The 19,558-nt window shown below is 59.6% G+C and carries 25 protein-coding genes and 1 pseudogene; 14 read left to right on the forward strand and 12 right to left on the reverse strand.

The window, feature by feature from the left end:
- Positions 1-9 precede the first annotated feature (9 nt).
- Entirely contained in the window at positions 10-129 is a 120-nt protein-coding gene (locus KB890_RS04395; RefSeq protein WP_004220356.1) for a hypothetical protein, read from the forward strand.
- 70 nt (positions 130-199) lie between these two features.
- Here KB890_RS04395 and KB890_RS04400 read toward each other — a convergent pair whose 3' ends face one another.
- Complete coding sequence (locus tag KB890_RS04400; protein WP_004179386.1) at positions 200-1,081, reverse strand: LysR family transcriptional regulator; 882 nt, start codon at positions 1,079-1,081, stop codon at positions 200-202.
- A gap of 175 nt (positions 1,082-1,256) precedes the next feature.
- Between KB890_RS04400 and KB890_RS04405 the strand changes: the two genes are divergently transcribed.
- Positions 1,257-2,474, forward strand: coding sequence for an MFS transporter (locus KB890_RS04405; protein WP_004179384.1), 1,218 nt, complete (start codon positions 1,257-1,259; stop codon positions 2,472-2,474).
- Here the strand turns inward: KB890_RS04405 and KB890_RS04410 are convergent.
- On the reverse strand, positions 2,471-3,220 hold the full coding sequence (locus KB890_RS04410) for an SDR family oxidoreductase (protein ID WP_002901225.1): 750 nt from the start codon (positions 3,218-3,220) through the stop codon (positions 2,471-2,473). The two genes, KB890_RS04405 and KB890_RS04410, sit on opposite strands and share 4 nt — an antisense overlap.
- 166 nt (positions 3,221-3,386) lie before the next feature.
- Between KB890_RS04410 and KB890_RS04415 the strand changes: the two genes are divergently transcribed.
- On the forward strand, positions 3,387-4,292 hold the full coding sequence (locus KB890_RS04415) for a LysR family transcriptional regulator (RefSeq protein WP_020324095.1): 906 nt from the start codon (positions 3,387-3,389) through the stop codon (positions 4,290-4,292).
- Positions 4,293-4,298: 6 nt separating this feature from the next.
- On the opposite strand, the gene KB890_RS04420 is transcribed toward KB890_RS04415, so the two are convergent.
- The 3 genes from KB890_RS04420 to ltrA form a co-directional block, all read right to left on the reverse strand.
- Entirely contained in the window at positions 4,299-5,564 is a 1,266-nt protein-coding gene (locus KB890_RS04420) for a Y-family DNA polymerase (protein WP_004179379.1), read from the reverse strand.
- A 2-nt stretch (positions 5,565-5,566) separates the two neighbouring features.
- Positions 5,567-5,986: a translesion error-prone DNA polymerase V autoproteolytic subunit gene (locus KB890_RS04425; RefSeq protein WP_002901192.1), complete on the reverse strand. Its 420-nt coding sequence runs from the start codon at positions 5,984-5,986 to the stop codon at positions 5,567-5,569.
- 78 nt (positions 5,987-6,064) lie between these two features.
- Positions 6,065-7,552: a group II intron reverse transcriptase/maturase gene (ltrA, locus tag KB890_RS04430; RefSeq protein ID WP_004178082.1), complete on the reverse strand. Its 1,488-nt coding sequence runs from the start codon at positions 7,550-7,552 to the stop codon at positions 6,065-6,067.
- Positions 7,553-8,166: 614 nt separating this feature from the next.
- Between ltrA and KB890_RS04435 the strand changes: the two genes are divergently transcribed.
- Positions 8,167-8,409 carry a DinI family protein gene (locus KB890_RS04435; RefSeq protein ID WP_002901096.1) on the forward strand — a complete coding sequence of 81 codons (243 nt, stop codon included), beginning with the start codon at positions 8,167-8,169 and terminating at the stop codon, positions 8,407-8,409.
- A 170-nt stretch (positions 8,410-8,579) separates the two neighbouring features.
- Here KB890_RS04435 and KB890_RS04440 read toward each other — a convergent pair whose 3' ends face one another.
- Positions 8,580-9,716 carry a glycosyltransferase family 9 protein gene (locus tag KB890_RS04440; protein WP_020806128.1) on the reverse strand — a complete coding sequence of 379 codons (1,137 nt, stop codon included), beginning with the start codon at positions 9,714-9,716 and terminating at the stop codon, positions 8,580-8,582.
- On the opposite strand from KB890_RS04440, the pseudogene KB890_RS27535 reads away from it, so the two are divergent.
- The 3 genes and pseudogenes from KB890_RS27535 to KB890_RS04450 all read left to right on the forward strand — a co-directional run bounded on the left by KB890_RS27535 (position 9,711) and on the right by KB890_RS04450 (position 11,026).
- Positions 9,711-9,867 (forward strand): annotated as a pseudogene (locus KB890_RS27535) (hypothetical protein). The gene KB890_RS04440 and the pseudogene KB890_RS27535 sit on opposite strands and share 6 nt — an antisense overlap.
- 95 nt (positions 9,868-9,962) lie before the next feature.
- Complete coding sequence (locus KB890_RS04445) at positions 9,963-10,463, forward strand: YbaK/prolyl-tRNA synthetase associated domain-containing protein (protein ID WP_004179374.1); 501 nt, start codon at positions 9,963-9,965, stop codon at positions 10,461-10,463.
- A 116-nt stretch (positions 10,464-10,579) separates the two neighbouring features.
- The gene (locus KB890_RS04450; RefSeq protein ID WP_002901080.1) at positions 10,580-11,026 is read left to right on the forward strand and encodes a DUF441 domain-containing protein; all 447 of its coding nucleotides are present in this window, start codon (positions 10,580-10,582) and stop codon (positions 11,024-11,026) included.
- On the opposite strand, the gene KB890_RS04455 is transcribed toward KB890_RS04450, so the two are convergent.
- Positions 11,010-11,804, reverse strand: a complete 795-nt coding sequence (locus KB890_RS04455; protein ID WP_004140469.1) for an AraC family transcriptional regulator — start codon at positions 11,802-11,804, stop codon at positions 11,010-11,012. The two genes, KB890_RS04450 and KB890_RS04455, sit on opposite strands and share 17 nt — an antisense overlap.
- Before the next feature lie 107 nt (positions 11,805-11,911).
- On the opposite strand from KB890_RS04455, the gene KB890_RS04460 reads away from it, so the two are divergent.
- Entirely contained in the window at positions 11,912-13,087 is a 1,176-nt protein-coding gene (locus KB890_RS04460; RefSeq protein ID WP_020324105.1) for a CynX/NimT family MFS transporter, read from the forward strand.
- Positions 13,088-13,118: 31 nt separating this feature from the next.
- Here the strand turns inward: KB890_RS04460 and KB890_RS04465 are convergent, their stop codons facing one another.
- Entirely contained in the window at positions 13,119-13,811 is a 693-nt protein-coding gene (locus KB890_RS04465) for a CTP synthase C-terminal region-related (seleno)protein (RefSeq protein WP_004179371.1), read from the reverse strand.
- Positions 13,812-13,956: 145 nt separating this feature from the next.
- Between KB890_RS04465 and KB890_RS04470 the strand changes: the two genes are divergently transcribed.
- Both KB890_RS04470 and KB890_RS04475 read left to right on the forward strand, forming a co-directional pair.
- Positions 13,957-14,466, forward strand: a complete 510-nt coding sequence (locus KB890_RS04470) for a 2-thiouracil desulfurase family protein (RefSeq protein ID WP_004150778.1) — start codon at positions 13,957-13,959, stop codon at positions 14,464-14,466.
- A 4-nt stretch (positions 14,467-14,470) separates the two neighbouring features.
- The gene (locus KB890_RS04475; protein ID WP_014343000.1) at positions 14,471-14,809 is read left to right on the forward strand and encodes a DUF488 domain-containing protein; all 339 of its coding nucleotides are present in this window, start codon (positions 14,471-14,473) and stop codon (positions 14,807-14,809) included.
- Here the strand turns inward: KB890_RS04475 and KB890_RS04480 are convergent.
- The gene (locus tag KB890_RS04480; RefSeq protein ID WP_004179368.1) at positions 14,799-15,038 is read right to left on the reverse strand and encodes a putative hemolysin; all 240 of its coding nucleotides are present in this window, start codon (positions 15,036-15,038) and stop codon (positions 14,799-14,801) included. The two genes, KB890_RS04475 and KB890_RS04480, sit on opposite strands and share 11 nt — an antisense overlap.
- Positions 15,039-15,338: 300 nt before the next feature.
- On the opposite strand from KB890_RS04480, the gene KB890_RS04485 reads away from it, so the two are divergent.
- The 4 genes from KB890_RS04485 (at position 15,339) to KB890_RS04500 (ending at position 16,828) form a co-directional block, all read left to right on the forward strand.
- Positions 15,339-16,352, forward strand: a complete 1,014-nt coding sequence (locus tag KB890_RS04485; protein WP_004176549.1) for a sensor domain-containing diguanylate cyclase — start codon at positions 15,339-15,341, stop codon at positions 16,350-16,352.
- 57 nt (positions 16,353-16,409) lie between these two features.
- The gene (locus KB890_RS04490) at positions 16,410-16,511 is read left to right on the forward strand and encodes a YoaK family small membrane protein (RefSeq protein WP_004150782.1); all 102 of its coding nucleotides are present in this window, start codon (positions 16,410-16,412) and stop codon (positions 16,509-16,511) included.
- Complete coding sequence (gene yoaJ / locus KB890_RS27790) at positions 16,511-16,585, forward strand: protein YoaJ (protein ID WP_004213093.1); 75 nt, start codon at positions 16,511-16,513, stop codon at positions 16,583-16,585. The genes KB890_RS04490 and yoaJ overlap by 1 nt, the downstream gene beginning before the upstream one ends.
- 117 nt (positions 16,586-16,702) lie before the next feature.
- Entirely contained in the window at positions 16,703-16,828 is a 126-nt protein-coding gene (locus KB890_RS04500; RefSeq protein ID WP_004140488.1) for a hypothetical protein, read from the forward strand.
- 59 nt (positions 16,829-16,887) lie between these two features.
- Here the strand turns inward: KB890_RS04500 and KB890_RS04505 are convergent, their stop codons facing one another.
- The 3 genes from KB890_RS04505 to lpxP all read right to left on the reverse strand — a co-directional run bounded on the left by KB890_RS04505 (position 16,888) and on the right by lpxP (position 18,924).
- Positions 16,888-17,151: a DUF2534 family protein gene (locus KB890_RS04505; RefSeq protein WP_004190891.1), complete on the reverse strand. Its 264-nt coding sequence runs from the start codon at positions 17,149-17,151 to the stop codon at positions 16,888-16,890.
- 130 nt (positions 17,152-17,281) lie between these two features.
- Positions 17,282-17,920, reverse strand: coding sequence for a leucine efflux protein LeuE (gene leuE, locus KB890_RS04510; RefSeq protein WP_020324076.1), 639 nt, complete (start codon positions 17,918-17,920; stop codon positions 17,282-17,284).
- A gap of 89 nt (positions 17,921-18,009) precedes the next feature.
- Positions 18,010-18,924 carry a kdo(2)-lipid IV(A) palmitoleoyltransferase gene (gene lpxP / locus KB890_RS04515; protein ID WP_008807690.1) on the reverse strand — a complete coding sequence of 305 codons (915 nt, stop codon included), beginning with the start codon at positions 18,922-18,924 and terminating at the stop codon, positions 18,010-18,012.
- Positions 18,925-19,558 lie beyond the last annotated feature (634 nt).

Raw genomic sequence — 19,558 nt, forward strand, 5'->3', positions numbered from 1 at the left:
AGCGCAACAATGCCGCGCTGGCAACAACACAAAATTATTTTGCCGGACGGGGATATCCTCTCACTCTGCAGTATTTCCGACTGCGGGGCAGCATTGGGCCGAATATTGCGCGGCGAGTATCACTGTTAGCTGGCGCGGAGAAAATCGTGGCTCGTCAGCCTCGGGCAGTCTTATCGATACACGCCCAAGCCGCGCCCCTTCAGGGCATCGCCAGCCGATCTTGATGGTCCGCAAAGAGAGCGATGAGATGGTCGGCGAGAACCCGCACGCGTCTGGATCCGGCCAGGTCAGAATGCATCACCAGCCAGAGGGTCTGATCCGCGCCGATCTCCGGCTGCAGGCACTGCAGGCCGCTGGCCCGCGCCATAAAGTGCGGCAGGACGCCCAATCCGAGGCCCGCGGATACTGCGGAAACCTGGGCCACGAGCGTATTGGCTTCGACTTTACACGGCCGGCCGCGCAGGGTGCGCGTGATCCATTGGGCGGCCGGCAGGTGCTGGTGAGTTTCCGGCCACCCCACAAAGTCCGCCTCGCTCAGCGACAGGCCGTCCGCGCCGACCAGACAGTCGGCGGCGCCATAGACGCCAAACCCCACCGTCCCCAGCCGCTTTAACGTCAGATGCCCGGCCTCAGGCTTGACCATGCGGATCGCCAGATCGGCATCCCGACGGTGCAGGTTCACCGGCTGCACGCCGCTCAGCACCTCCACCCGCAGCTCGGGATAATGGTCCAGGAGCCCTTTCAGGGAGGGCAGAATAAAATGCGTGGCCAGGTTATCCGAGGTGGCCAGACGGACAACCCCGGCGACATGCCCCTGCAGTTGCGCCGCTTCGCCGAACGCCAGGCCAGCGTATTCCAGCGCCTCCGCCCGCGCGAGCAGGGCTTCGCCATCGTCGGTCAGGCGGTAGCCGCTCTGATGGCGGCTGAAGAGCGGAACGTTCAACGCCTGCTCCAGCCGATCCAGCCGGCGGGAGACCGTGGCAATCCCCATGTTCATCTTGTCGGCGGCGCCGCTCAGCGTTCCCGCCCGGGCGATGGCGAGGAATATGCGAGCATCATCCCAGTGAAATTCTGCGGTCATCTATTTTCCATATATGGAAAACGGCTCTCCGTTTTCCGCTCTTTTTTATCAATTTTGCAGGGATGATACTGCACGCCATTCGCGGAGACAACCAGGCCATCTGGTCGCCTGCTCTCTCCTCACCTGAACGTCCGTGCACCGCGCGGAACGCTCCTTTCCTAAGGATACGCCTGATATGAAAGAGATTGCTTTACCCCTCCACCCGGCGCCGGCGCGCGTCTGGATTGCCGTCGTTGCGCTCGGGATCTGCGCCTTTTCGATCGTCACCAGCGAACTGGCGCCGGTGGGCATGCTCAGCGCCCTGGCGGCGGATTTTCACCAGACGGAATCCGGCGTGGGCCTCGCCGTCACCGCCTATGGCTGGGTAGGCGCCCTGGCGGCTCTGCTTTCCGGCGCAATGCCGACGCGTATTTCCCGCAAGGCGCTGCTGGTCGGGCTGATGCTGATCCTCGCGCTTTCCTGCCTCGCCGCAACCCGGTCTTATTCGATATTCGCCCTGATGAGCGCCCGCATGATTGGCGCCCTGGCGCATGGCGCCTTCTGGGCCTTAATTGGCCTTGTCGCCGCGCAGCTGGTGCCGCCGCACCGGCTGGGGCTGGCCACGGCGATCATTTTTGGCGGCGTGTCAGCGGCAAGCGTAGTGGGGGTGCCGCTGGCGAGCTTTATCGCCACCCTGGCGGGCTGGCGACTCGCGTTTATGTCGATGGCCTTGCTGTCACTAGCCGCCGCTGCGGTGCTGTGCTCGACGCTGCCCCCGCTGGCCGCCCCTGCCCCCGTCAGGCTGCGTGTTTATCGCGATATCTTCCGCAATCCGCTGCTCGGTGGCCTGTATGGCGCCACGGCCTGCATCATTACCGCTCACTTTGCCGCCTTCACCTACATTGAACCACTGCTGATAAATCTGCAGGGAGTCCCGGCGACCGCTCTCTCCGGCCTGCTGCTGCTGTCAGGGGTTTCCGGGCTGCTGGGTAACGTTATCGCGGGTAAGCTTATCGATCGTCATCTGAAGGGGCTGATTTTCGCTGCGCTGCTGCTGAGCGGGGGCGCGCTGGCGCTCCTTGGCGCCGCCCGTCTTGCGCCACTGCCGTTCTGTTTTAGCGGGCTACTGTTAGCCCTGTGGGGCGCCGGCATCGCGATTGTGTTCGTAGGCTTACAGACCTGGCTGCTGCGCAGCGCGGGCGCGGTCGCCCAGCCGGCGTCAGCCATTTACGTGGCCATTTTTAATGCCGCCATCGGCACCGGGGCGTTTGTCGGCGGCCAGCTGATCGCCTCCGCTGGCCTGTCGGAAATGGTGTGGCTGGCGGCGGGGATCATGGTGGGCAGTACGCTGCTGATCGCCCTGCTGAAAGCGCCTCTGCCCGGTCAGATCAGTGCGGCGACGGCAGGCGCTTAGATTTGCGCCAGCCCGCCGTCGACATAGATCTCCGCGGCGTTAATAAAGCTCGACTCATCCGACGCTAAAAATACCACCGTCCGGCCAATCTCCTCCGGCTCGCCCAGCCGCCCGAGCGGTACGCCGGCCGCCAGAGCATCGAACAAGCCCTGGCGGTCCGCCTCCGCCACCAGCCCTCCCAGACCCGGGGTACGTACCGGCCCCGGGCTGACCACATTGATGCGGATCCCGCGGTCGCTAACCTCCAGCGCCCAGGAGCGCGCCAGGCTGCGTACCGCGGCCTTACTGGCGCTATAGATGCTGAAGTTAGCCGTCCCTTTTACCGCCGCCGTAGAGCCGGTCAAAATCACCGAGGCGCCATCGGCGAGCAGCGGCAGCGCTTTTTGCACGGTGAACACCACCCCGCGCACGTTGGTGGCGAAAATCCGGTCGACGTGTGCTTCGGTGATGGCGCTCAGCGGCAGCATGTCTCCGCCGCCGGCATTGGCGAACAGCACATCCAGCCGGCCGGACTCTTCGGCAATGGTCGCAAATACCGCGTCAAGGTCGCTTAACACGGCGGCGTCGGCGCGGATCCCGCGGGCGGCGGGCCCGATGAATCTTACCGCCGCATCCAGCTCCTCCTGACGGCGGCCGGTGATGTACACCTTCGCGCCCTGCTCCGCCAGCGCTTTCGCCGACGCCAGGCCAATCCCGGCGCTGCCGCCGGTGACTAACGCCACTTTATCCGCAAGTTTTTTGCTCATGGTGCATTTCCTTGGTTAGAGTATAAACAGGCCAGGCTCGCGAACGCGCCCCGCCGGGTATGGAAAGCACTGTAATCGTCCCGGCGAGGCGGAAAAATGGCCTAATCTGAAAAACACTCTTCCCCTCGGTGGATAATGACCTCCAGTAACCAGGATAAAGCGAATAATGGACCGGTTTTCAGCTCTCAAAGCCTTCACCCGCGTTGTCGAAGCCGGCAGCTTTACCCGCGCCGCGGACTCGCTGAATATGCCCAACGCCACCCTCAGCAAAACCATTCAGCAACTGGAGGCGCATCTTGGGGTTTCCCTCCTGCAGCGCACTACGCGGCGTATCACCGTGACGCCGGAAGGACGGGAGTACTATGAAAAAGCCCGCTGTCTGCTGGAAGACCTGGAAGAGATCGACGCGTCGTTCAATACCGCCCGCAATAAGCCGAAGGGCCATCTACGGATCGCCATCGGCGGGTCGACCGCGTGCGATGTGCTGATCCCGCTGCTGGCGGACTTTATGACCTCCTGGCCGGATATCCGTATCGATTTGCAGGTGGCCGATAAACCCGCGGACCTCATCAGCGGCAATATTGACTGCGCCATCCGCGGCGGTCCGATGGAAGACTCGACGCTGATCGCCCGTAAAATCGGCGAGGCGACGCTGGTCACCTGCGCCACCCCTGGCTATCTTCAGCGCTACGGCACCCCCGCCTCGCCGGATGAACTACATCATGGCCACCGGCTCATCAGCTATCTGTCGCCGGCCAGCGGCAGAGCGTTTCCGTTTCGCTTTACGCGTCACGGCGTCAGCACCGAGCTGAAGACAGAGCCCCATCTCGGCATCAATGAGAGCAACGCGCATATTGCCGCCGGCGAGGCGGGCTTAGGCATTGTGCAGACCTTTACCTATTCGCTGAAACCGGCGCTGGCGAGCGGCGAACTGGTGGAGATCCTCAGCGCCTGGCGCCCGACCCCCTATCCTTTACACGTTGTCTATGCCCGGCACCGGCACGTCCCGCCCCGGCTCCGCGTCTTTATTGACTGGCTGGCGGCGGTTTTTCCGGCCGCGGTGCAGGGATAGCGCGCGTTATCTGACGCGGAGCAGGTCGCCGTATCGCGTGGTGTAGCGCGGCGAGAGCATCTCTCGCTTCATCTGCCACTGCTGCTGGATCCCCTGGCCGGCAAAATAGAGCGCCCCCCTGCCGTTTTTCGCATTCAGCTGATCGAGAACCTGCATCAGTCTGGCGCTGTTTTGCCGCGGAGCAAGCTCGTCGAACAGATTCAGCTGGGCGACGCCCTGGCTGTAGAAATCGCCGAGCATCACGCCGGCCTTCTGATAGCGATGCCCCGCTTTCCAGATGGCATCCAGACAGCTCGTCGCCGCGGCGATAATATCCCGGGAGTCCTGGGTCGGCGTCAGCAGCTTTAGCGAGGCGCTGTTGCCGTAATAGGGTTCATTCAGCGCGAAGGGGCTGGTTTTGACAAAGGCGGAGACGAACCGGCAGTACTGATGCTCACCGCGCAGCTTTTCTGCTGCCCGCGCGGCATAGCTGCAGATCGCCTGGCGCATATCCTCATAGGCCGTAATCCGATCCCCGAACGAGCGGCTGCAGATAATTTCCTGCTTAGCGGGGGCAAACTCCTCCAGCGCCAGGCAAGGCTCGCCGCGCAGCTCCCGTACCGTTCGTTCGAGCACCACCGTGAAGTGCTTGCGGATAAAGCGGATATCGCTCTCCGCCAGCTGGAGTACCGTGCCGATCCCCATCGCTTCAAGCTTTTTGCCGATCCGCCGCCCGATGCCCCAGACCTCGCTCACCGGCAGCAGCGCCATCAGCTTTCGCTGCCGCTGCGGGCAGGACAAGTCCACTACCCCGCCCGTCTGCCGCGGCCACTGCTTCGCCGCGTGGTTGGCCAGCTTCGCCAGGGTTTTGGTCGGGGCGATGCCAACGCCCAGCGTCAGATGGGTACGCTGCAGCACCGTGGCACGGATTTCGCGGCCAAAATCGGTCAGATCTCTGCAATGACGCACACCGCTGACATCGCAAAAGGCCTCATCGATACTGTAAATTTCGCAGCGCGGGGTGAGCTCTTCCAGGGTGGCCATCACCCGGCTGGACATGTCGGCATACAGCTCATAATTACTGCTAAACGCCACGACGCCGTGGCGAAGAAACGCAGCCTTCTGCTTAAAGTAGGGTTCGCCCATTTTCACAAACGGCTTCGCCTCCGCCGAGCGGGCGATCACGCAGCCGTCGTTGTTCGACAGCACCACCACCGGCCGCCCCTTCAGGTCTGGCCGGAAGGCGGTCTGACAGCTGGCATAGAAGGCGTTCACATCACAATGCGCGAACATGATCAGCCCGCCGCCTTGATGATGTAGGTTACGACGCCGAAAATATCGAGCGTCTCCTCGCGGCCGACCACGATGGGCGAATAGGCCGGGTTCATCGGGTTAAGCTGCACCCGCGGCAGAAGCTGCAGCTTCTTTACCGTAAACTCGCCGCCGACGGCGGCAATCACGATATCGCCATGCTCCGCTTTACGCGCGCTGTCCACCACCAGCAAATCGCCTTCGTCAATGCCAGCATCGATCATGCTGTCGCCAGCGGCTTTGACAAAATAGGTCGCGCTGGGATGCTGCACCAGCAGCTCGTTGAGGTCGATTCGCTTCTCAACATAGTCCTGAGCCGGGCTGGGAAAGCCGCACTGCACCAGGTCGGCAAAAAAGGGAAAGGAGACAATCTGACGTAGCTCAACCGGCGTGTAAACGTTCATTTTTCAATCCACCACACAATGTCGCGGTAGGGATACCCGTTACCGGATACCCCCCGCACAGATCCCGGCGTGCGCGATTTACGCACCGGGCTCCTGCCTCGGGTGTCTGGCGGTGAACCGCTCCACAGGCCATGGATGAAGAACCCGAACCCTTGGTAGCCATGCGGCTGCCAGTTTGTTTGCTTTCGTCCAGGTCGTATCATCCTTCTGGCTCCTGCGCCTGAGCGCCCGGCGCCAGAGGTTTGTTACGTGTGTCCTGAACTTCTGCATGGTGGGGAAGTTGCCCGGTACCGAGTGATAGTTCAGGTATCCCTGAACCACTCTCCTGAGCCATTTTCCCTGTTCGGGGATTGAGTAATGCCAGCGCCTTCGCAGACCGTCTTTGATGGCTTTCAGAGTTGCCGTCATCCGATCCCGGCGGGTCTTTCGTATCAGCATGAACCTGCCGTTGCGATCTTTCCCGCTGATGTGCGTGAACCCGAGGAAGTTGAACGTTTCTGGTTTGCCTTTTCCCCTGATGGCACGGTTTTCGGCAGCGAAGCGGCCGAACTCCATCAGACGGGTTTTCTCCGGGTGAACCGTGAGTCCGAACTCCCTCAGTCTGCGCTGCATGGCTATACGGAAGCGCCGGGCATCGTATCGTTTGTCGAACCCGATGACGATGTCATCGGCGTATCTGACCATTACCACATTGCCTGTGGCATAGCGACGTCGCCACTGATGCGCCCACAGATCGAAGACGTAGTGGAGGTATATGTTTGCCAGCAGCGGTGAGATGACCGCACCCTGTGGGGTGCCTTCCTCCGTTGCTCGCCATTGACCCTCCTCCGACGTCCCGGCTGTGAGCCACTTACGTATGAGCCTGATTACCCTCCGGTCGCCGATCCGATGCTCTGTGAACCTGATCAGCCATTCGTGGCTCACCCTGTCGAAGAACTGACTGATGTCGGCATCCAGTACCCAGTTTACGTTAGTGCGTACCAGCCCTGTGGCCAGTGCGTCCAGTGCATCGTGCTGGCTTCGCCCGGGTCTGAACCCGTATGAGAACCCCATAAAGTCGTTTTCATAGACTGCGTTCAGGATTTTCACCAGCGCATACTGGACGATCTTGTCCTCCAGCGAGGCGATGCCGAGCGGGCGTTGTTTTCCATCCGCTTTTGGGATGTAGTGACGCCTGCCGGGCTGCGCCCTGTAGCTGCCCTGATGTAGCCTCCGGTGCAGATCTGTTATGTTGTTCTTCATGTTTCCGGCGTAGTCCATCCACCTGATGCCATCCACTCCGGCGGCCGCTTTCCTGCTCAGGGAGAGGAATGCGGCTTCCAGTGCTTCGACTGTCAGCAGGTGGAACAATGCTGTAAACCGTTCTTTCTTCCGCTGCTTCGCAGCTTCCCGCACGCGTGACAGCCTCTGTGACATGCTTTCCCGGCTCTGTGTCCGGCGCATGTGTGGCTGTTCCGCGTTCCCCTTGGCCCCGCTCCTTCGCTCCACTGACTCCGCTCCTTTCGGGTTGTTCGCCTGCTTCGCCGCTACTATGAGCGAGTCCGACTTCTCCTCTCCGTACATCACCGGCTATGACTCCTCGTCTTCCCGGTGCGGGCCATCTCCGACACTGGCAGATGGTCAGAGGGGAGATCTCCCGGTTCCCGCGTAGAGATCGTATTGACATGCCAGGGTCTCAGACCCCGCCGGGTCCATGTGGCACTCGCAGTATCGCACCCTATGATGTTGCCTTCCGTTAACAGTACAACGTCGGCACCCGGTAATTTAATATACATTTCGTGGCTCAATGGCTGGCCTGTCAACACCCCTGTCAACGCTTCGCCCCATACCTCGCGGTATGCAACGCATGACTCGGGGACCTTGTGGATTGCTGGTCCTTCAATGGTCGGGGACTTTCACCCCTTGATCTCTAACCGGTCTCCCGGCGCACACTGAATATATATACAGTAGTTTTGCCAATTTTACCGGTCAATATCGGCTCCAGCTATCAATCGCCAGCACTGAAATAACTCCTTGATGTCAATAGGGGTCTTCTTCAGCGCCAGCGAACCGTTTGCTGCTTTTGCGCGCAGCCCGCCCGCCGCGCGAGGTGGTAGATGCGCAGCGCCGCGGCATTCGCTTGACACTGTACATTAATACAGTAAAACTATCGCCCGCGATCAGCATACAGAGGACAGAAGATGTTTGTGGAACTGATTTATGACAAGCGCAATTTTGCCGGGCTGCCGGGCGCCAGAGAGGCCATTCTTAACGAGCTGACCAAACGCATGCAGCGCATTTTCCCGGAGGCGGAAGTGCGGGTGAAGCCGATGATGACGCTGCCGGCGATCAACACCGACGCCAGCAAGCATGAAAAAGAGCTGATCAGCCGCACGGTGCAGGAGATGTTTGAAGAGGCGGATATGTGGCTCACTGAAGAGTGATCCCGCCCGTCAGTCGCGGCGACCACCTCTTTAAGAGCTTTCCCGGATGTGGCAGAGCCGCGGGCAACAGTACAATAGCGGCGGTTGCAGACTGGCAATGCAACCTTCGCTCACCTGCTGGCTCTTGCATACGGCCAGCAGGTGAGCCCTACCTGTCTCCCCTCATCGCCTCACAGCGTCTCCGGTAGCGCCGCTATAATTCTATCCACTAGCCCGCGATGCTGATGGACCTTCCCGCATTTAACAATGATCTGCCTGGCGTTGTCATAGCCCGGGGCCCACAGCCGGTTATTAAGCAGAACGTCCTTATAGACCGCGATCAGCGGTTTGTTCCACGCCGCCGCCATGTGCACCACCGAGGTGTCCGGGGAGATAATCAGCTCCGCCTGGGCGATCAGCGCCATCGCATGGTGTAACGTGTTAAATGGGTTAATCACCACCTCCGGCGGTAGCGGGATGCGGATCTCGCGCCGGTGATCGAGCAGAATAACCGCGCTCCCCGGATGGCGGGCCAGCAGTTTGTCGAGCAGTTCCGTCAGCTGCGTCTGCGAGAGACTGCGGTCGGCATGGCCGGCAAAAATATTAATCACCACCGCTTTTCCGCTTAGCGACGCCAGATACTGCGCCACCTCCTGCATAATCGGCCCGGGCACCGCCAGGTCGTAAGCGTCCAGCCCGCGGGTGTCCAGTTGGAGATAATCGGCGATCAGCTCGAACGTTTTCGTCACGTGCCAGCGCTGGCAGTCAAAATCAAAAGAGTGGGAGTAGTGCTTAATCGATGGCCATTTATTAAACCCGAGCACTGATTTGGCTTTTATTTGTCGGAAAAGCCGCAGGCGATGCACGGGAATATCGAACAGCGAAGGATCAATAATAATATCGTACTTATTATTAGCCAGTTCATTAATAACGTCGCGAGGAACGTTATGATTAAATTTACGCAAAAAATCGGCGGACGTGACCGGGTCAGCTTCATAAATATGGCGGATCCGCGGGTTATAACGCATCACCTGGCTGTTAGAGGTCGTCAGCAAAAAATCAACGATATAGCCTGACTGATGCAGGCATTTCACCAGCGCGGAATCCACCACTACATCGCCGACCGCCCCCTCATTGCGCATCAACAGGACGGTTTTCGCAGACGACAAATCTACCGGCTGACGGCGTCGGCGATCCCAGAGTGCTTTCGCCACCCCCACCCGCAGGGCATTACGTACTTTCTTAGTAAAGTAATTCCGCCGTCTGTTGAGCTCCCTTATTTTATTAAATTTCTTGCGTGGGGAACCCTGCATGGTTGCATCGTGCATCATCCTAACCTCATTACGGCAATTATTAATATTCTGTGTCGTCCGATAGAGACTGAGCGAAATAAAAAAAGTTCGATTGAAAATGAAAATCATTCTTTTTTTTATTTACAAAACTCATCTGCGCCTGCGGGATTGCACCACAGCACTGTGAAGTAATAATGAGCGAATGGTGAATTTCCCGGCCCACCGTTGGCAGGCCGGCGCAACAGCGCTAAGCTGGCTGCTTTATGATGTCAGGAGGACGCTATGCTTGAAGCAGTAGAAGGTAATATCCACCAGCGGCTGTGCGCGCTGCTCGACGAGCACCGGGCCCGCTACCGGGTGATGGCGCACGACGCGGTCGGTCAGTGCGAAGCCGTCTCGGCAATCCGCGGCACCGCGCTTGGCCAGGGCGCGAAAGCGTTAGTCTGTAAAGTGAAAGGAAACGGCGTCAACCAGCATGTGCTGGCGATCCTCGCCGCCGATCGGCAGGCCGATCTCGCCAGCCTGGCCCGGCATATCGGCGGCAGCAAAGCCTCGCTGGCCAGCCCGGCGGAGGTGGAGGCCCTCACCGCCTGCGTGTTCGGCGCCATTCCCCCCTTCAGTTTCCATCCGGCGCTGCGGCTGGTGGCGGACCCGCTGCTGTTTGAACGCTTTCCACAAATCGCCTTTAACGCCGGGCGCCTGGACCGGTCGATCATTCTCGACACCGAAGACTATTTACATATCGCCCGACCAGAGATCGCGACCTTTCGCCGTCTTAGCTAACCGGGCATCCGCCCAGATTTCCGCCGCATGGCGTAAAAATCCTGTTTATTCACGCCACGATGCGTAGAGTAAGCGGGATATTTTTGGCATTCTTATTTTGGCAAGGACCTCTGTACATGTTTGATACCACCCTGTTGATCCTGCTGGGTCTGGCGGCGCTCGGCTTTATCAGTCATAACACCACCGTGGCGATCTCCATCCTCGTGCTGATTATCGTGCGCGTCACGCCGCTGAACGCCTTCTTTCCCTGGGTTGAGAAACAGGGACTGACCGTCGGGATCATTATTCTGACCATCGGCGTGATGGCGCCTATCGCCAGCGGCACGCTGCCGCCCTCGACGCTGATCCACTCCTTTATGAACTGGAAATCGCTGCTGGCGATTGCGGTCGGGGTGTTTGTTTCGTGGCTCGGCGGGCGCGGCGTCTCCCTGATGGGCTCCCAGCCGCATCTGGTGGCCGGGCTGCTGGTCGGTACAGTACTCGGCGTCGCCCTGTTTCGCGGCGTCCCGGTCGGGCCGCTGATTGCCGCCGGGATCATCTCATTGTTTATTGGGAAGTCGTAGCCAGGCTACCGTGATAGCGGCCCGGTGTCTGCCCGAGCCCTTTTTTAAACATGGTGATGAAGGCGGTGGTGGAATCGTAGCCCAGCGCCTGAGCCGTCTGCTGCACCGTCTGCCCGCGGATCAGCAGCTGCAGCGCGAGGATCAGCTGCAGCTGATGGCGCCAGCGGCGAAAGCTCAGCCCCGTTTCGCGCACTACCAGGCGGGCCAGATTCCGCTCGCTCATCGCAAACACCGCCGCCCACTGGCTCAGGGTTTGCCAGCGCGCCGGATCCTCGGCCATCATCGTCACCATTTGACGAATTTTCGGGTGGTTTGATACCGGCAGCTGCAGGTGCTCCTGCGGCTGGCGGGGCAGCTCATCAAACAGAACCTGCACCAGCCGGGCCGTGGCGGGGGCGGCCAGCGACTCTCCGCCGCGCTCCGCCAGAGTAAGGATCAGCTCTCGCACCAGCGGGGAAATCTTTAACGTACAGCAGCGATCCGGCATCGGCGCGGCGCCCGGCTCGATGAACAGGAAGCATACCTGGGCGCCGGGGGTAGCGCGGTTACTGTGGGACAGCTGCCCCGGAACCCACACCGCATACTGCGGCGGCACCATCCACATTGCGTTCTCCACCTCGCAGGTCAAGGCGCCGTGCAGGGCAAGGATCAGCTGCCCCTTACGGTGGGAATGCGCCGGAATATACTGCTCCGCCTCCACTACCCGGATACGAAAGGCAATGGCCGATTCGTGGCCACTGTCCGGTTCATAGCCATCCAGCCCCAGTCCAATCATCATCTTGTCCGATATTAGCGATAATCTGTCATTTTAGCTTGATTTAAACGAGGGACAAAGCCGCTATCGTAACCCCCCTCGTTAGTTACTTTGAGAATGATATGTCTTCTGTGATCTCCTCTACCGGCCGCCGTCCCGCGCTGCTGATTGCCGGTATCCTGCTCATCGCCACCACCCTGCGCGTGGTCTTTACCGGCGCGGCGCCGCTGCTGGACGCGATTCGTAGCGACTATGGCCTGACCACCGCGCAGACCGGGCTGCTCACTACCCTGCCGCTGCTGGCCTTTGGCCTTGTCTCGCCGCTGGCGGCAGGGGTTGCCCGCCGGTTCGGCATGGAACGCAGCCTGCTGCTGGCGATGCTGCTGATCTGCGCCGGCATTGCCCTGCGCTCCCTGCCCTCCGCTGCGCTGCTGTTTATCGGCACGGCGGTAATCGGCTGCGGCATTGCGCTGGGTAACGTGCTGCTGCCCGGGCTGATTAAACGGGATTTCTCGCAACATGTCGCGCGGATGACCGGCGCCTATTCCCTGACGATGGGCGGCGCGGCGGCGCTTGGTTCGGCGCTGGTGGTCCCCGTGGCGATGGCCGGATTCGGCTGGCGCGGGGCGCTGCTGCTGCTGATGGTCTTCCCGCTACTGGCGCTCCTCAGCTGGCTGCCGCAGTCCCGGCGCCGGGCGGAGACGCCATTGACCGGCTCAGGCGCTATGCATAACCGGGGGATCTGGCGGTCGGCGCTGGCCTGGCAGGTGACGCTGTTCCTCGGCATCAACTCGCTGGTCTATTACGTGATTATCGGCTGGCTGCCGTCGATTCTGCAGAGTATGGGCTATAGCGAAGCGCAGGCCGGCTCGCTGCATGGCCTGCTGCAGCTGGCGACCGCCGCGCCCGGCCTGGCGATACCGCTGATCCTGCATCGGCTGCGCGACCAGCGCGGGATCGCGGTGCTGGTCGCCCTGATGTGCGCCATCAGCGCCGCCGGGCTGTGGCTGTTGCCTGAGCTGGCGATCGGCTGGACGCTGCTGTTCGGCTTTGGCTCCGGAGCCACCATGATCCTCGGCCTGACGTTTATCGGCCTGCGCGCCAGCTCGGCGCATCAGGCCGCGGCGCTGTCAGGGATGGCGCAGAGCGTCGGCTATCTGCTGGCCGCCTGCGGGCCGCCGCTGATGGGCAGGATCCATGATGCCAATGGCGACTGGCATATTCCGCTGCTGGCGGTGGCGCTGATTTCGCTGGTGATGGCGGTCTGCGGCGCGCTCGCCGGACGTGACCGGGAAATTCACCCCTGAAGATGACCGGCAGCGCCCGCTGCCGGTGGAATTATTGTGCCGCGGCGCGGAGAAACGCCTGCACCAGCGGCGCGGGACGCCCGTCCAGCGCGTGACGCTCATGCTGGAACAAGGTGGCGACAAAAAACGGGTGCGTCACCAGCTCGACGGCGCGGATCTCACCCTCTTCATCCCAGCCGGTGACGCGCAGATCGCCCTGCTCCAGCTCCGCCGCAAACGCGCTGCTCACGCCGTACCGGCAGTGGTAGCCCTCTTCAATGCTCTCCCGGCCATAGGCGCGGGCAATCAGCGTATTCGCCCGCAGCTCGACGACGGCGGAGGTCTCCACCAGCGAACAGCTAAGGGGAGCGATCACCATCCGCCCTTCGCTGTCAGTTTCCGCATGGCCGGCATCCTGCCAGCCGAGCACGTTACGGGCGTATTCAATCACCGCGTGCTGAAAGCCGCCGCAGGTGCCGAGGAAAGGGATGCCGTTTTCGCGGGCATAGCGGATCGCAGTAAAGGCCCCCTGCGGATGACGATACGGGCTACCGGGAACGACCCAGACGGCATCGTACTCGGCCAGCGCCTCGCCGGAGACGATCGACGGGGTGGCGAGCCAGTCATATTTCACCGGCTGCTCCAGCACGGCGGCGGCATCGTCTATCGCCAGGGGAATGGCCTGATGGGCAACAATATCGGGGTGATAATCGCCGACAAGGGCGAGGCGTAAAGGAGTTTTCATAGCAGGTTCCTTATGTCTGGACGAGACGGACAGCACAAGGCACGTCAGAATAGCGATCCCGCCTGTGGAACACAATCCTTATTTTCACCCCACCGCCGTGGCCGACGGGTGAGGTATACTGGAAAAAGCGCGTAAGGGAGAGAGAATGAAAAATAAGCTTTTGGTCAGCGCCTGCCTGATGGGATTCCAGGTGCGGTATAACGGTAGTGAGAAGGCACAGCTGGCGGCGACGCTGTCCCGCTGGCAGCAGGCGGGGCGGCTGGTGATCCACTGCCCGGAGCTGGCGGCCGGTCTGCCTACGCCCCGACTGCCGGCGGAGATCCTCGGCGGTACCGGCGGCGATGTGCTTGCCGGACGGGCGCGGATCGTGGAAAGCGACGGCCGCGACGTCACCGAACATTATCAGCTGGCCGCCTGGCTGGCGCTCAGCGCCGCCCGGGAAGCGGGCTGTCAGGCAGCGTTACTCACCGACGGCAGCCCTACCTGCGGCAGCCAGTTTGTCTATGACGGTTCCTTTCGCGGACGGCGCAAAGCGGGCGCCGGCGTGGCCGCCGACCTACTCCGCGCCCACGGCATCACGGTATTTTCCGACGGGCAAATCCCGCAGTTGCTCGCCTGGATGGCACAGAAGGAGCAGGATGATGATTCAGTGTAAACGGGTGTATGACCCGCAGGAAAGCAGCGACGGCTATCGGGTGCTGGTCGACCGTCTCTGGCCGCGGGGGATTAAAAAAGAGGCGCTGGCCTGTGATGAGTGGTGTAAGGAGTTAACGCCTTCCGCTGAGCTGCGCAAAGCCTTTCACGGCGAGGCGATCGATTTCGCCCACTTCAGCCAGCGCTATCGTCAGGAGCTCGACGCCCATCGCGAAACGGGCCTGCGGCTGGCGGCGCTGGCGCAACGCCAGCCGCTGACGCTGCTGTACGCCGCGAAGAACACCGAGCAGAATCATGCCCGGGTGCTGGCCGCCTGGCTGGCGGCCCTGCCGGTTACGATTTAGCCGGATGATCCCGGCGCCACAGCGCCCACTCGTCGAGAGTTTCGCCGCTGGGTAGTTTGCACTGGGTGCTGACGCCCTGCGGCGTTTGCACCGGCACCCGGGTGCCGCCGGATTGCTGACAGTATACCGCCGCGGGGTTGGGCATGCCGATGGTTTTCGTCGGCGCAGTGGGCTGCGGCTGGGCACAGCCGGCTAATAACAGTGGCAGAATAGCCAGTAGCTTTTTCATTGTTCCTCCCTTTCCTGAATGCCCGGGGATTTTAGCCTGAATCTCCACGTTTTCTCCATCTTGCCTGCACTTTTCCCCCGTAGAGTAGCCCTGTTCTCGAACTGACCAGAGAACAGATCATTCCATAATCAATGAGTTTTTCCCCGTCGCCCCCGACGGGGCTTTTTTTCCCACCGCGTGGACAAGTATTCCCCAGACAGATGTGATAAATTTAAAAATATCACTGTTTATTTGACGCTGATGTCCGTTTGCAGCCCAATATGCTGGGGTGACGTTTGGCGTGCTGGAGCTGTATTATTCATGTCAGATTTTATTCTTGCCCGGGTGTCGCAAACCCTCGCTGCGGAACAGTCCCTGGAAACCCTGGTGCGCCAGCTGCTGGAGATGCTGGAGGCGGTAACGCGAATGGAGTCCACCTACCTCACCCGCATTGATACCAACGCCCAGCGGCAGCAGATCATGTTCGCCCACAACAGCAGCGAAATGCAGATCCCGGAAGGATTTTCCGTCCCCTGGGATGAATCCCTGTGCAAACGCGCCCTTGAGGATCAGTGTACGTTTAGCAATGACGTTGCCAACCGCTGGCACTCCTGCATCGCCGCCCAGGAGCTGGGAATCGCTACTTTTTTAAGCATTCCCGTCCGCCTGGCCGACGGCTCTCTGTTCGGCACCCTCTGCGCCACCAGCCGGCAACAACAGCCTTATAACCTCGAAGGCGAACAGGTCATGGGCCTGTTTGCGAAGCTCATTTCCCACTACGTGGAAAAAGACACCCTGGTGCAACAGCTGCAGGCGGCAAACGTCGCGCTGGAGCTGCACTCGTCTACCGATGAGCTCACCCAGCTTCCTAATCGCCGTGCGCTGTTTAAGCAGCTGGCGCTACGCTTTGCCTCCGCCCGCGCCCAGCAGCAGCAGGTCTCGCTGATTTTTATCGATCTCGATGGTTTCAAAGCCATTAACGATCGGTTCGGCCATCCGTGCGGCGACAGCTTTCTGGTGCAGGTCGGCAAACGACTCACCGCTGTCGCGCGCCGGGAAGATATCGTTGGCCGCCTTGGCGGCGATGAGTTTTTGATCGTCGGTAGCGCCCAGCAGCCTGCCGCACAGCAGGCGTATGTCACGTCTCTGCGTCAGGCTCTGTGCGGCGTCTACTTCCTCGGCGAACAGCGTATCGACTATGAGGGCGCTAGCTTCGGGGTGGTCACCTGCGATCCGCAGAGTATCGATGTTGAAGCGGCCTTACGCGCTGCCGATGAGGCGATGTACCAGGATAAGAAGTCCCGCCGCCAGGAGAATTTCATTCATATTGACTAAAGTACCGCGATATCCAGTATCATGCAGGGCATCATTCGTGGGCACAGGGACACAATCATGAAATTGGGTATTCTTTTCCCGGTGGCGATCTTTATCATCGCCGTCGTCTTTCTCGGCTGGTTTTTTGTCGGCGGCTATGCGGCGCCGGGTGGGGCATAATGAAAAAAAGCACCATTATCATGCTGGTCGTCGCCATCGTGGCGGTGGCCGGCACCCAGTTTGGCTGGTGGTGATCGCCGCGGCGATATTGCGGAGTTATCCTATCCCATCAATAAGTTAACCCTTTACACTCACGTTATCCGCCGCGGCATTCTCGCCCCCGGGGAATAAGAATAGCGGGAGAAGTAAGGATGAAAAAACCGATCGTGTTACCGTTGATTATTGCGCTGTGCACGCTGTTATCGGGATGCATTATTGACGATGGATATCATCCCCATCGCCACCACCACCATCATCACTATCATGACGACGACTAATGCTTCACGCTGTTGATAAGCCGATAAGACAGGGCGAACCGCGGTTCGCCCGTTGACGCTTAATCCTGACGATCGGCGCCGAGGAAAATAAAGCCGAGGGGGATAGCGAAGAGCGCGGTAAAGACAATGCTGTAAACCGTCACCATCGCCCCCTGCAGGAAGAACATGGACGTCGTCCACTCTGAGTACGGCATATTGTACTCGCTCACCACGCCCCCGAAGGTCGCCCGCCCCACTACCGCCAGCGCGATAGCAAACACCGCCGCGAGCGACAGACAGTATTTTTTGCAGTTTTTATTGCTGAGGAGTTTTTGCAGAATCATCGGGGCTTCCTTTTTGCTGAGCGATAAACGGCTGTATATGTAACACCAATGCAATAAAAAATGAAGGGTTTTTGTTACAGGGCAGAATAAGAGACGGCGGGCCGGTCAGCGGGTAACCGGCCCGTGGGGATCAGGACTGCAGGGTAGCCAGGCGCGCGGCGAACCCGACGAAAACCAGACCAATCAGGCTGTTGCCAAGTTTAGCCAGCTTCTTGCGGGTTTTGACGTAGCGGGTGACAAACGAGCCGGAGAGGATCAAAAAGCTCATATAGCAGAAGCTAATCACCTCGAGGGTCAGCGCCAGGATAAAGAACGCCACGCCGGGGGTTTTGGCGTTGACATCGATAAACTGCACGAAAAACGACACATAGAACAGAATCGCTTTCGGATTGGTCAGGCTCAGGGTCAGGGAGCGCTTGAGGATCGCGCTCGCCGGCTCCGCGCTGGCGTCGGACTGGCCGTCGCGCTGGGTCAGCACCGCATAGAGCATTTTGCCCCCGAGCCACAGCAGGTAAATTGCCCCGAGGTAGCGCACGACGTTAAACAACACCGGCGTGGTTTTAATCAGCGTCGCCACCCCGGCGAAGGCCAGAAACATCAGCACTGCGTCGCCAATAAAGACGCCCGCCGCCGCCAGATAGCCTTTCTTCACGCCATGGGCAATGCCCGTCTTCAGCACAAAAAATGTATTAGGACCAGGAACGAGGATGATAAAAATCGCCCCGACCAGGTAGGTCAAATAATTCAAAACACCAAACTCAGCGAACACTCTGCACTCCTTCGCGCACGACTAAAACATGATCCGGCTCACGTTACCCCAACTGTCGGGATTTTGAAAGCGCAGCCTGTGCGGGAAGGTTAATAGACGGAGGGTTCACCCAGCGGACGGGTTTTAAAACGGCGATGCACCCACAGATACTGTTCAGGGGCGCGCAAAATTTCGCGCTCAATGACTTTGTTGATGTAGCCCGCAGCGATTTGCTTATCCTCACCCGGATAGTCATTCATCACTTCGCTAATATGCAGGCTGTAGCCCTGACGATCCAGCTTACGTACCATGCTGATGCTCAACATTTTCGCGCCCGATAAGCGGGACAGGACATAGGTGCCGTTGGTGGTCGCCGCCTGCGGGACGGAGAAAAAAGGTGCAAAGACGCTGCCCTTGGGACCGTAATCCTGATCGGGCGCGAACCACACCGCTTCACCGGATTTCAAGGCATGCACCAGACCGGTCAGATTGTTGCGATCGATCATCGCTTTGTTCGAACGCAGGCGACCGCGGGTTTGCACCCACTCCATCAGCGGGCTGTTGTGCGGCCGGTAGGTGGCCATCATTGGCCGACACAGCCCCATCGCGCGGCCGCCCAGCTCCAGCGACATAAAGTGCACGCCGACGACCATTACCCCTTTCCCACCGCTAAGCGCGTGATTAAGGTTGGCGAACCCCTCGACATCAAACCATTTTTTGACCCGCTCGTCGCTCCAGAACCAGGCCATGCCGGTTTCGATAAGCCCCATTCCCAGCGACATAAAGTTTTGATCGATCAGCGTCTCGCGCGCCGCTGGCGACATGTCCGGGAAGCAGAGTTCGATATTACGCCGGGCGATATGTTCGCGGCGTTTAAGAAAGCGACGGGAAAGGCGACCAGCGCTGGTGCCGATAAAATGCAGCAGCGGATAAGGCAGTTGCACGATTAACCAGAGGATGCCGAGCCCGAACCAGGTCAGCCAGTTACGCGGGTGTAAAAGTTGTTTATTAAATACGCAGGCCATGATTTTTCCTGTAAACATTAATTATGTGGTAACGCTTAAGGAAAACAGAATCCATTTATCATCATTAGGCGGTACGTACAGCAAGTTCGACAATACTAATCCGCTGAAATTCCCTCCGGCAAGTAAAAAACAGCAAGCTGACAAAAAAACATAATTGCGGCACATATGTTACTAAATGTAAACTTAAATCTTGAACCACGCTCAATATATTCATCATGCATATCATTTTCACGCTAATCATCAGCGTTACTAACGAAAACAACCGAAAGCTGCCGCAGTGCGGCCCTGGCCGCCGGTGGCAGGCGTCCGCTGAGCCGCGCGATCGGCGGTCTGACCGCGTTGGGATGCATCGTAGTCTGTCAAAGCGAGTATTAAACGCGTCCCACTGCGAAATGCATCTTTTTTAATCGGTCAGCATAAAAAAGATTAAAACGACTTTAAGACAACAATTAAGAATAGACTTATTTAAACCTGCTTTTAAAATAAGCGCGGTGCATTGAAATACTGTGCCCGCCGGACAATAAAAAATATTTCTTTACGCCTCGTGGGAAACACAGGTGGAGTGAATGATGGGCAATCATTCGCCATCGATTTGCATGGAAGCCAGGTCATTGAGAAGAAAGCACGGCGAGGG

The sequence above is a fragment of the Klebsiella sp. P1954 genome, from assembly GCF_018199955.1.
GTDB classification, from domain to species: Bacteria; Pseudomonadota; Gammaproteobacteria; order Enterobacterales; family Enterobacteriaceae; genus Klebsiella; species Klebsiella pneumoniae.

Bases quoted from the DNA above. Each gene is read 5' to 3' on its own strand.
- KB890_RS04395 (WP_004220356.1), top strand. From the start codon at position 10: ATGCCGCGCTGGCAACAACACAAAATTATTTTGCCGGACGGGGATATC.
- KB890_RS04400 (WP_004179386.1), bottom strand. From the start codon at position 1,081: ATGACCGCAGAATTTCACTGGGATGATGCTCGCATATTCCTCGCCATC.
- KB890_RS04405 (WP_004179384.1), top strand. From the start codon at position 1,257: ATGAAAGAGATTGCTTTACCCCTCCACCCGGCGCCGGCGCGCGTCTGG.
- KB890_RS04410 (WP_002901225.1), bottom strand. From the start codon at position 3,220: ATGAGCAAAAAACTTGCGGATAAAGTGGCGTTAGTCACCGGCGGCAGC.
- KB890_RS04415 (WP_020324095.1), top strand. From the start codon at position 3,387: ATGGACCGGTTTTCAGCTCTCAAAGCCTTCACCCGCGTTGTCGAAGCC.
- KB890_RS04420 (WP_004179379.1), bottom strand. From the start codon at position 5,564: ATGTTCGCGCATTGTGATGTGAACGCCTTCTATGCCAGCTGTCAGACC.
- KB890_RS04425 (WP_002901192.1), bottom strand. From the start codon at position 5,986: ATGAACGTTTACACGCCGGTTGAGCTACGTCAGATTGTCTCCTTTCCC.
- KB890_RS04435 (WP_002901096.1), top strand. From the start codon at position 8,167: ATGTTTGTGGAACTGATTTATGACAAGCGCAATTTTGCCGGGCTGCCG.
- KB890_RS04440 (WP_020806128.1), bottom strand. From the start codon at position 9,716: ATGCACGATGCAACCATGCAGGGTTCCCCACGCAAGAAATTTAATAAA.
- KB890_RS04445 (WP_004179374.1), top strand. From the start codon at position 9,963: ATGCTTGAAGCAGTAGAAGGTAATATCCACCAGCGGCTGTGCGCGCTG.
- KB890_RS04450 (WP_002901080.1), top strand. From the start codon at position 10,580: ATGTTTGATACCACCCTGTTGATCCTGCTGGGTCTGGCGGCGCTCGGC.
- KB890_RS04455 (WP_004140469.1), bottom strand. From the start codon at position 11,804: ATGATGATTGGACTGGGGCTGGATGGCTATGAACCGGACAGTGGCCAC.
- KB890_RS04465 (WP_004179371.1), bottom strand. From the start codon at position 13,811: ATGAAAACTCCTTTACGCCTCGCCCTTGTCGGCGATTATCACCCCGAT.
- KB890_RS04470 (WP_004150778.1), top strand. From the start codon at position 13,957: ATGAAAAATAAGCTTTTGGTCAGCGCCTGCCTGATGGGATTCCAGGTG.
- KB890_RS04480 (WP_004179368.1), bottom strand. From the start codon at position 15,038: ATGAAAAAGCTACTGGCTATTCTGCCACTGTTATTAGCCGGCTGTGCC.
- KB890_RS04485 (WP_004176549.1), top strand. From the start codon at position 15,339: ATGTCAGATTTTATTCTTGCCCGGGTGTCGCAAACCCTCGCTGCGGAA.
- KB890_RS04490 (WP_004150782.1), top strand. From the start codon at position 16,410: ATGAAATTGGGTATTCTTTTCCCGGTGGCGATCTTTATCATCGCCGTC.
- KB890_RS04500 (WP_004140488.1), top strand. From the start codon at position 16,703: ATGAAAAAACCGATCGTGTTACCGTTGATTATTGCGCTGTGCACGCTG.
- KB890_RS04505 (WP_004190891.1), bottom strand. From the start codon at position 17,151: ATGATTCTGCAAAAACTCCTCAGCAATAAAAACTGCAAAAAATACTGT.
- lpxP (WP_008807690.1), bottom strand. From the start codon at position 18,924: ATGGCCTGCGTATTTAATAAACAACTTTTACACCCGCGTAACTGGCTG.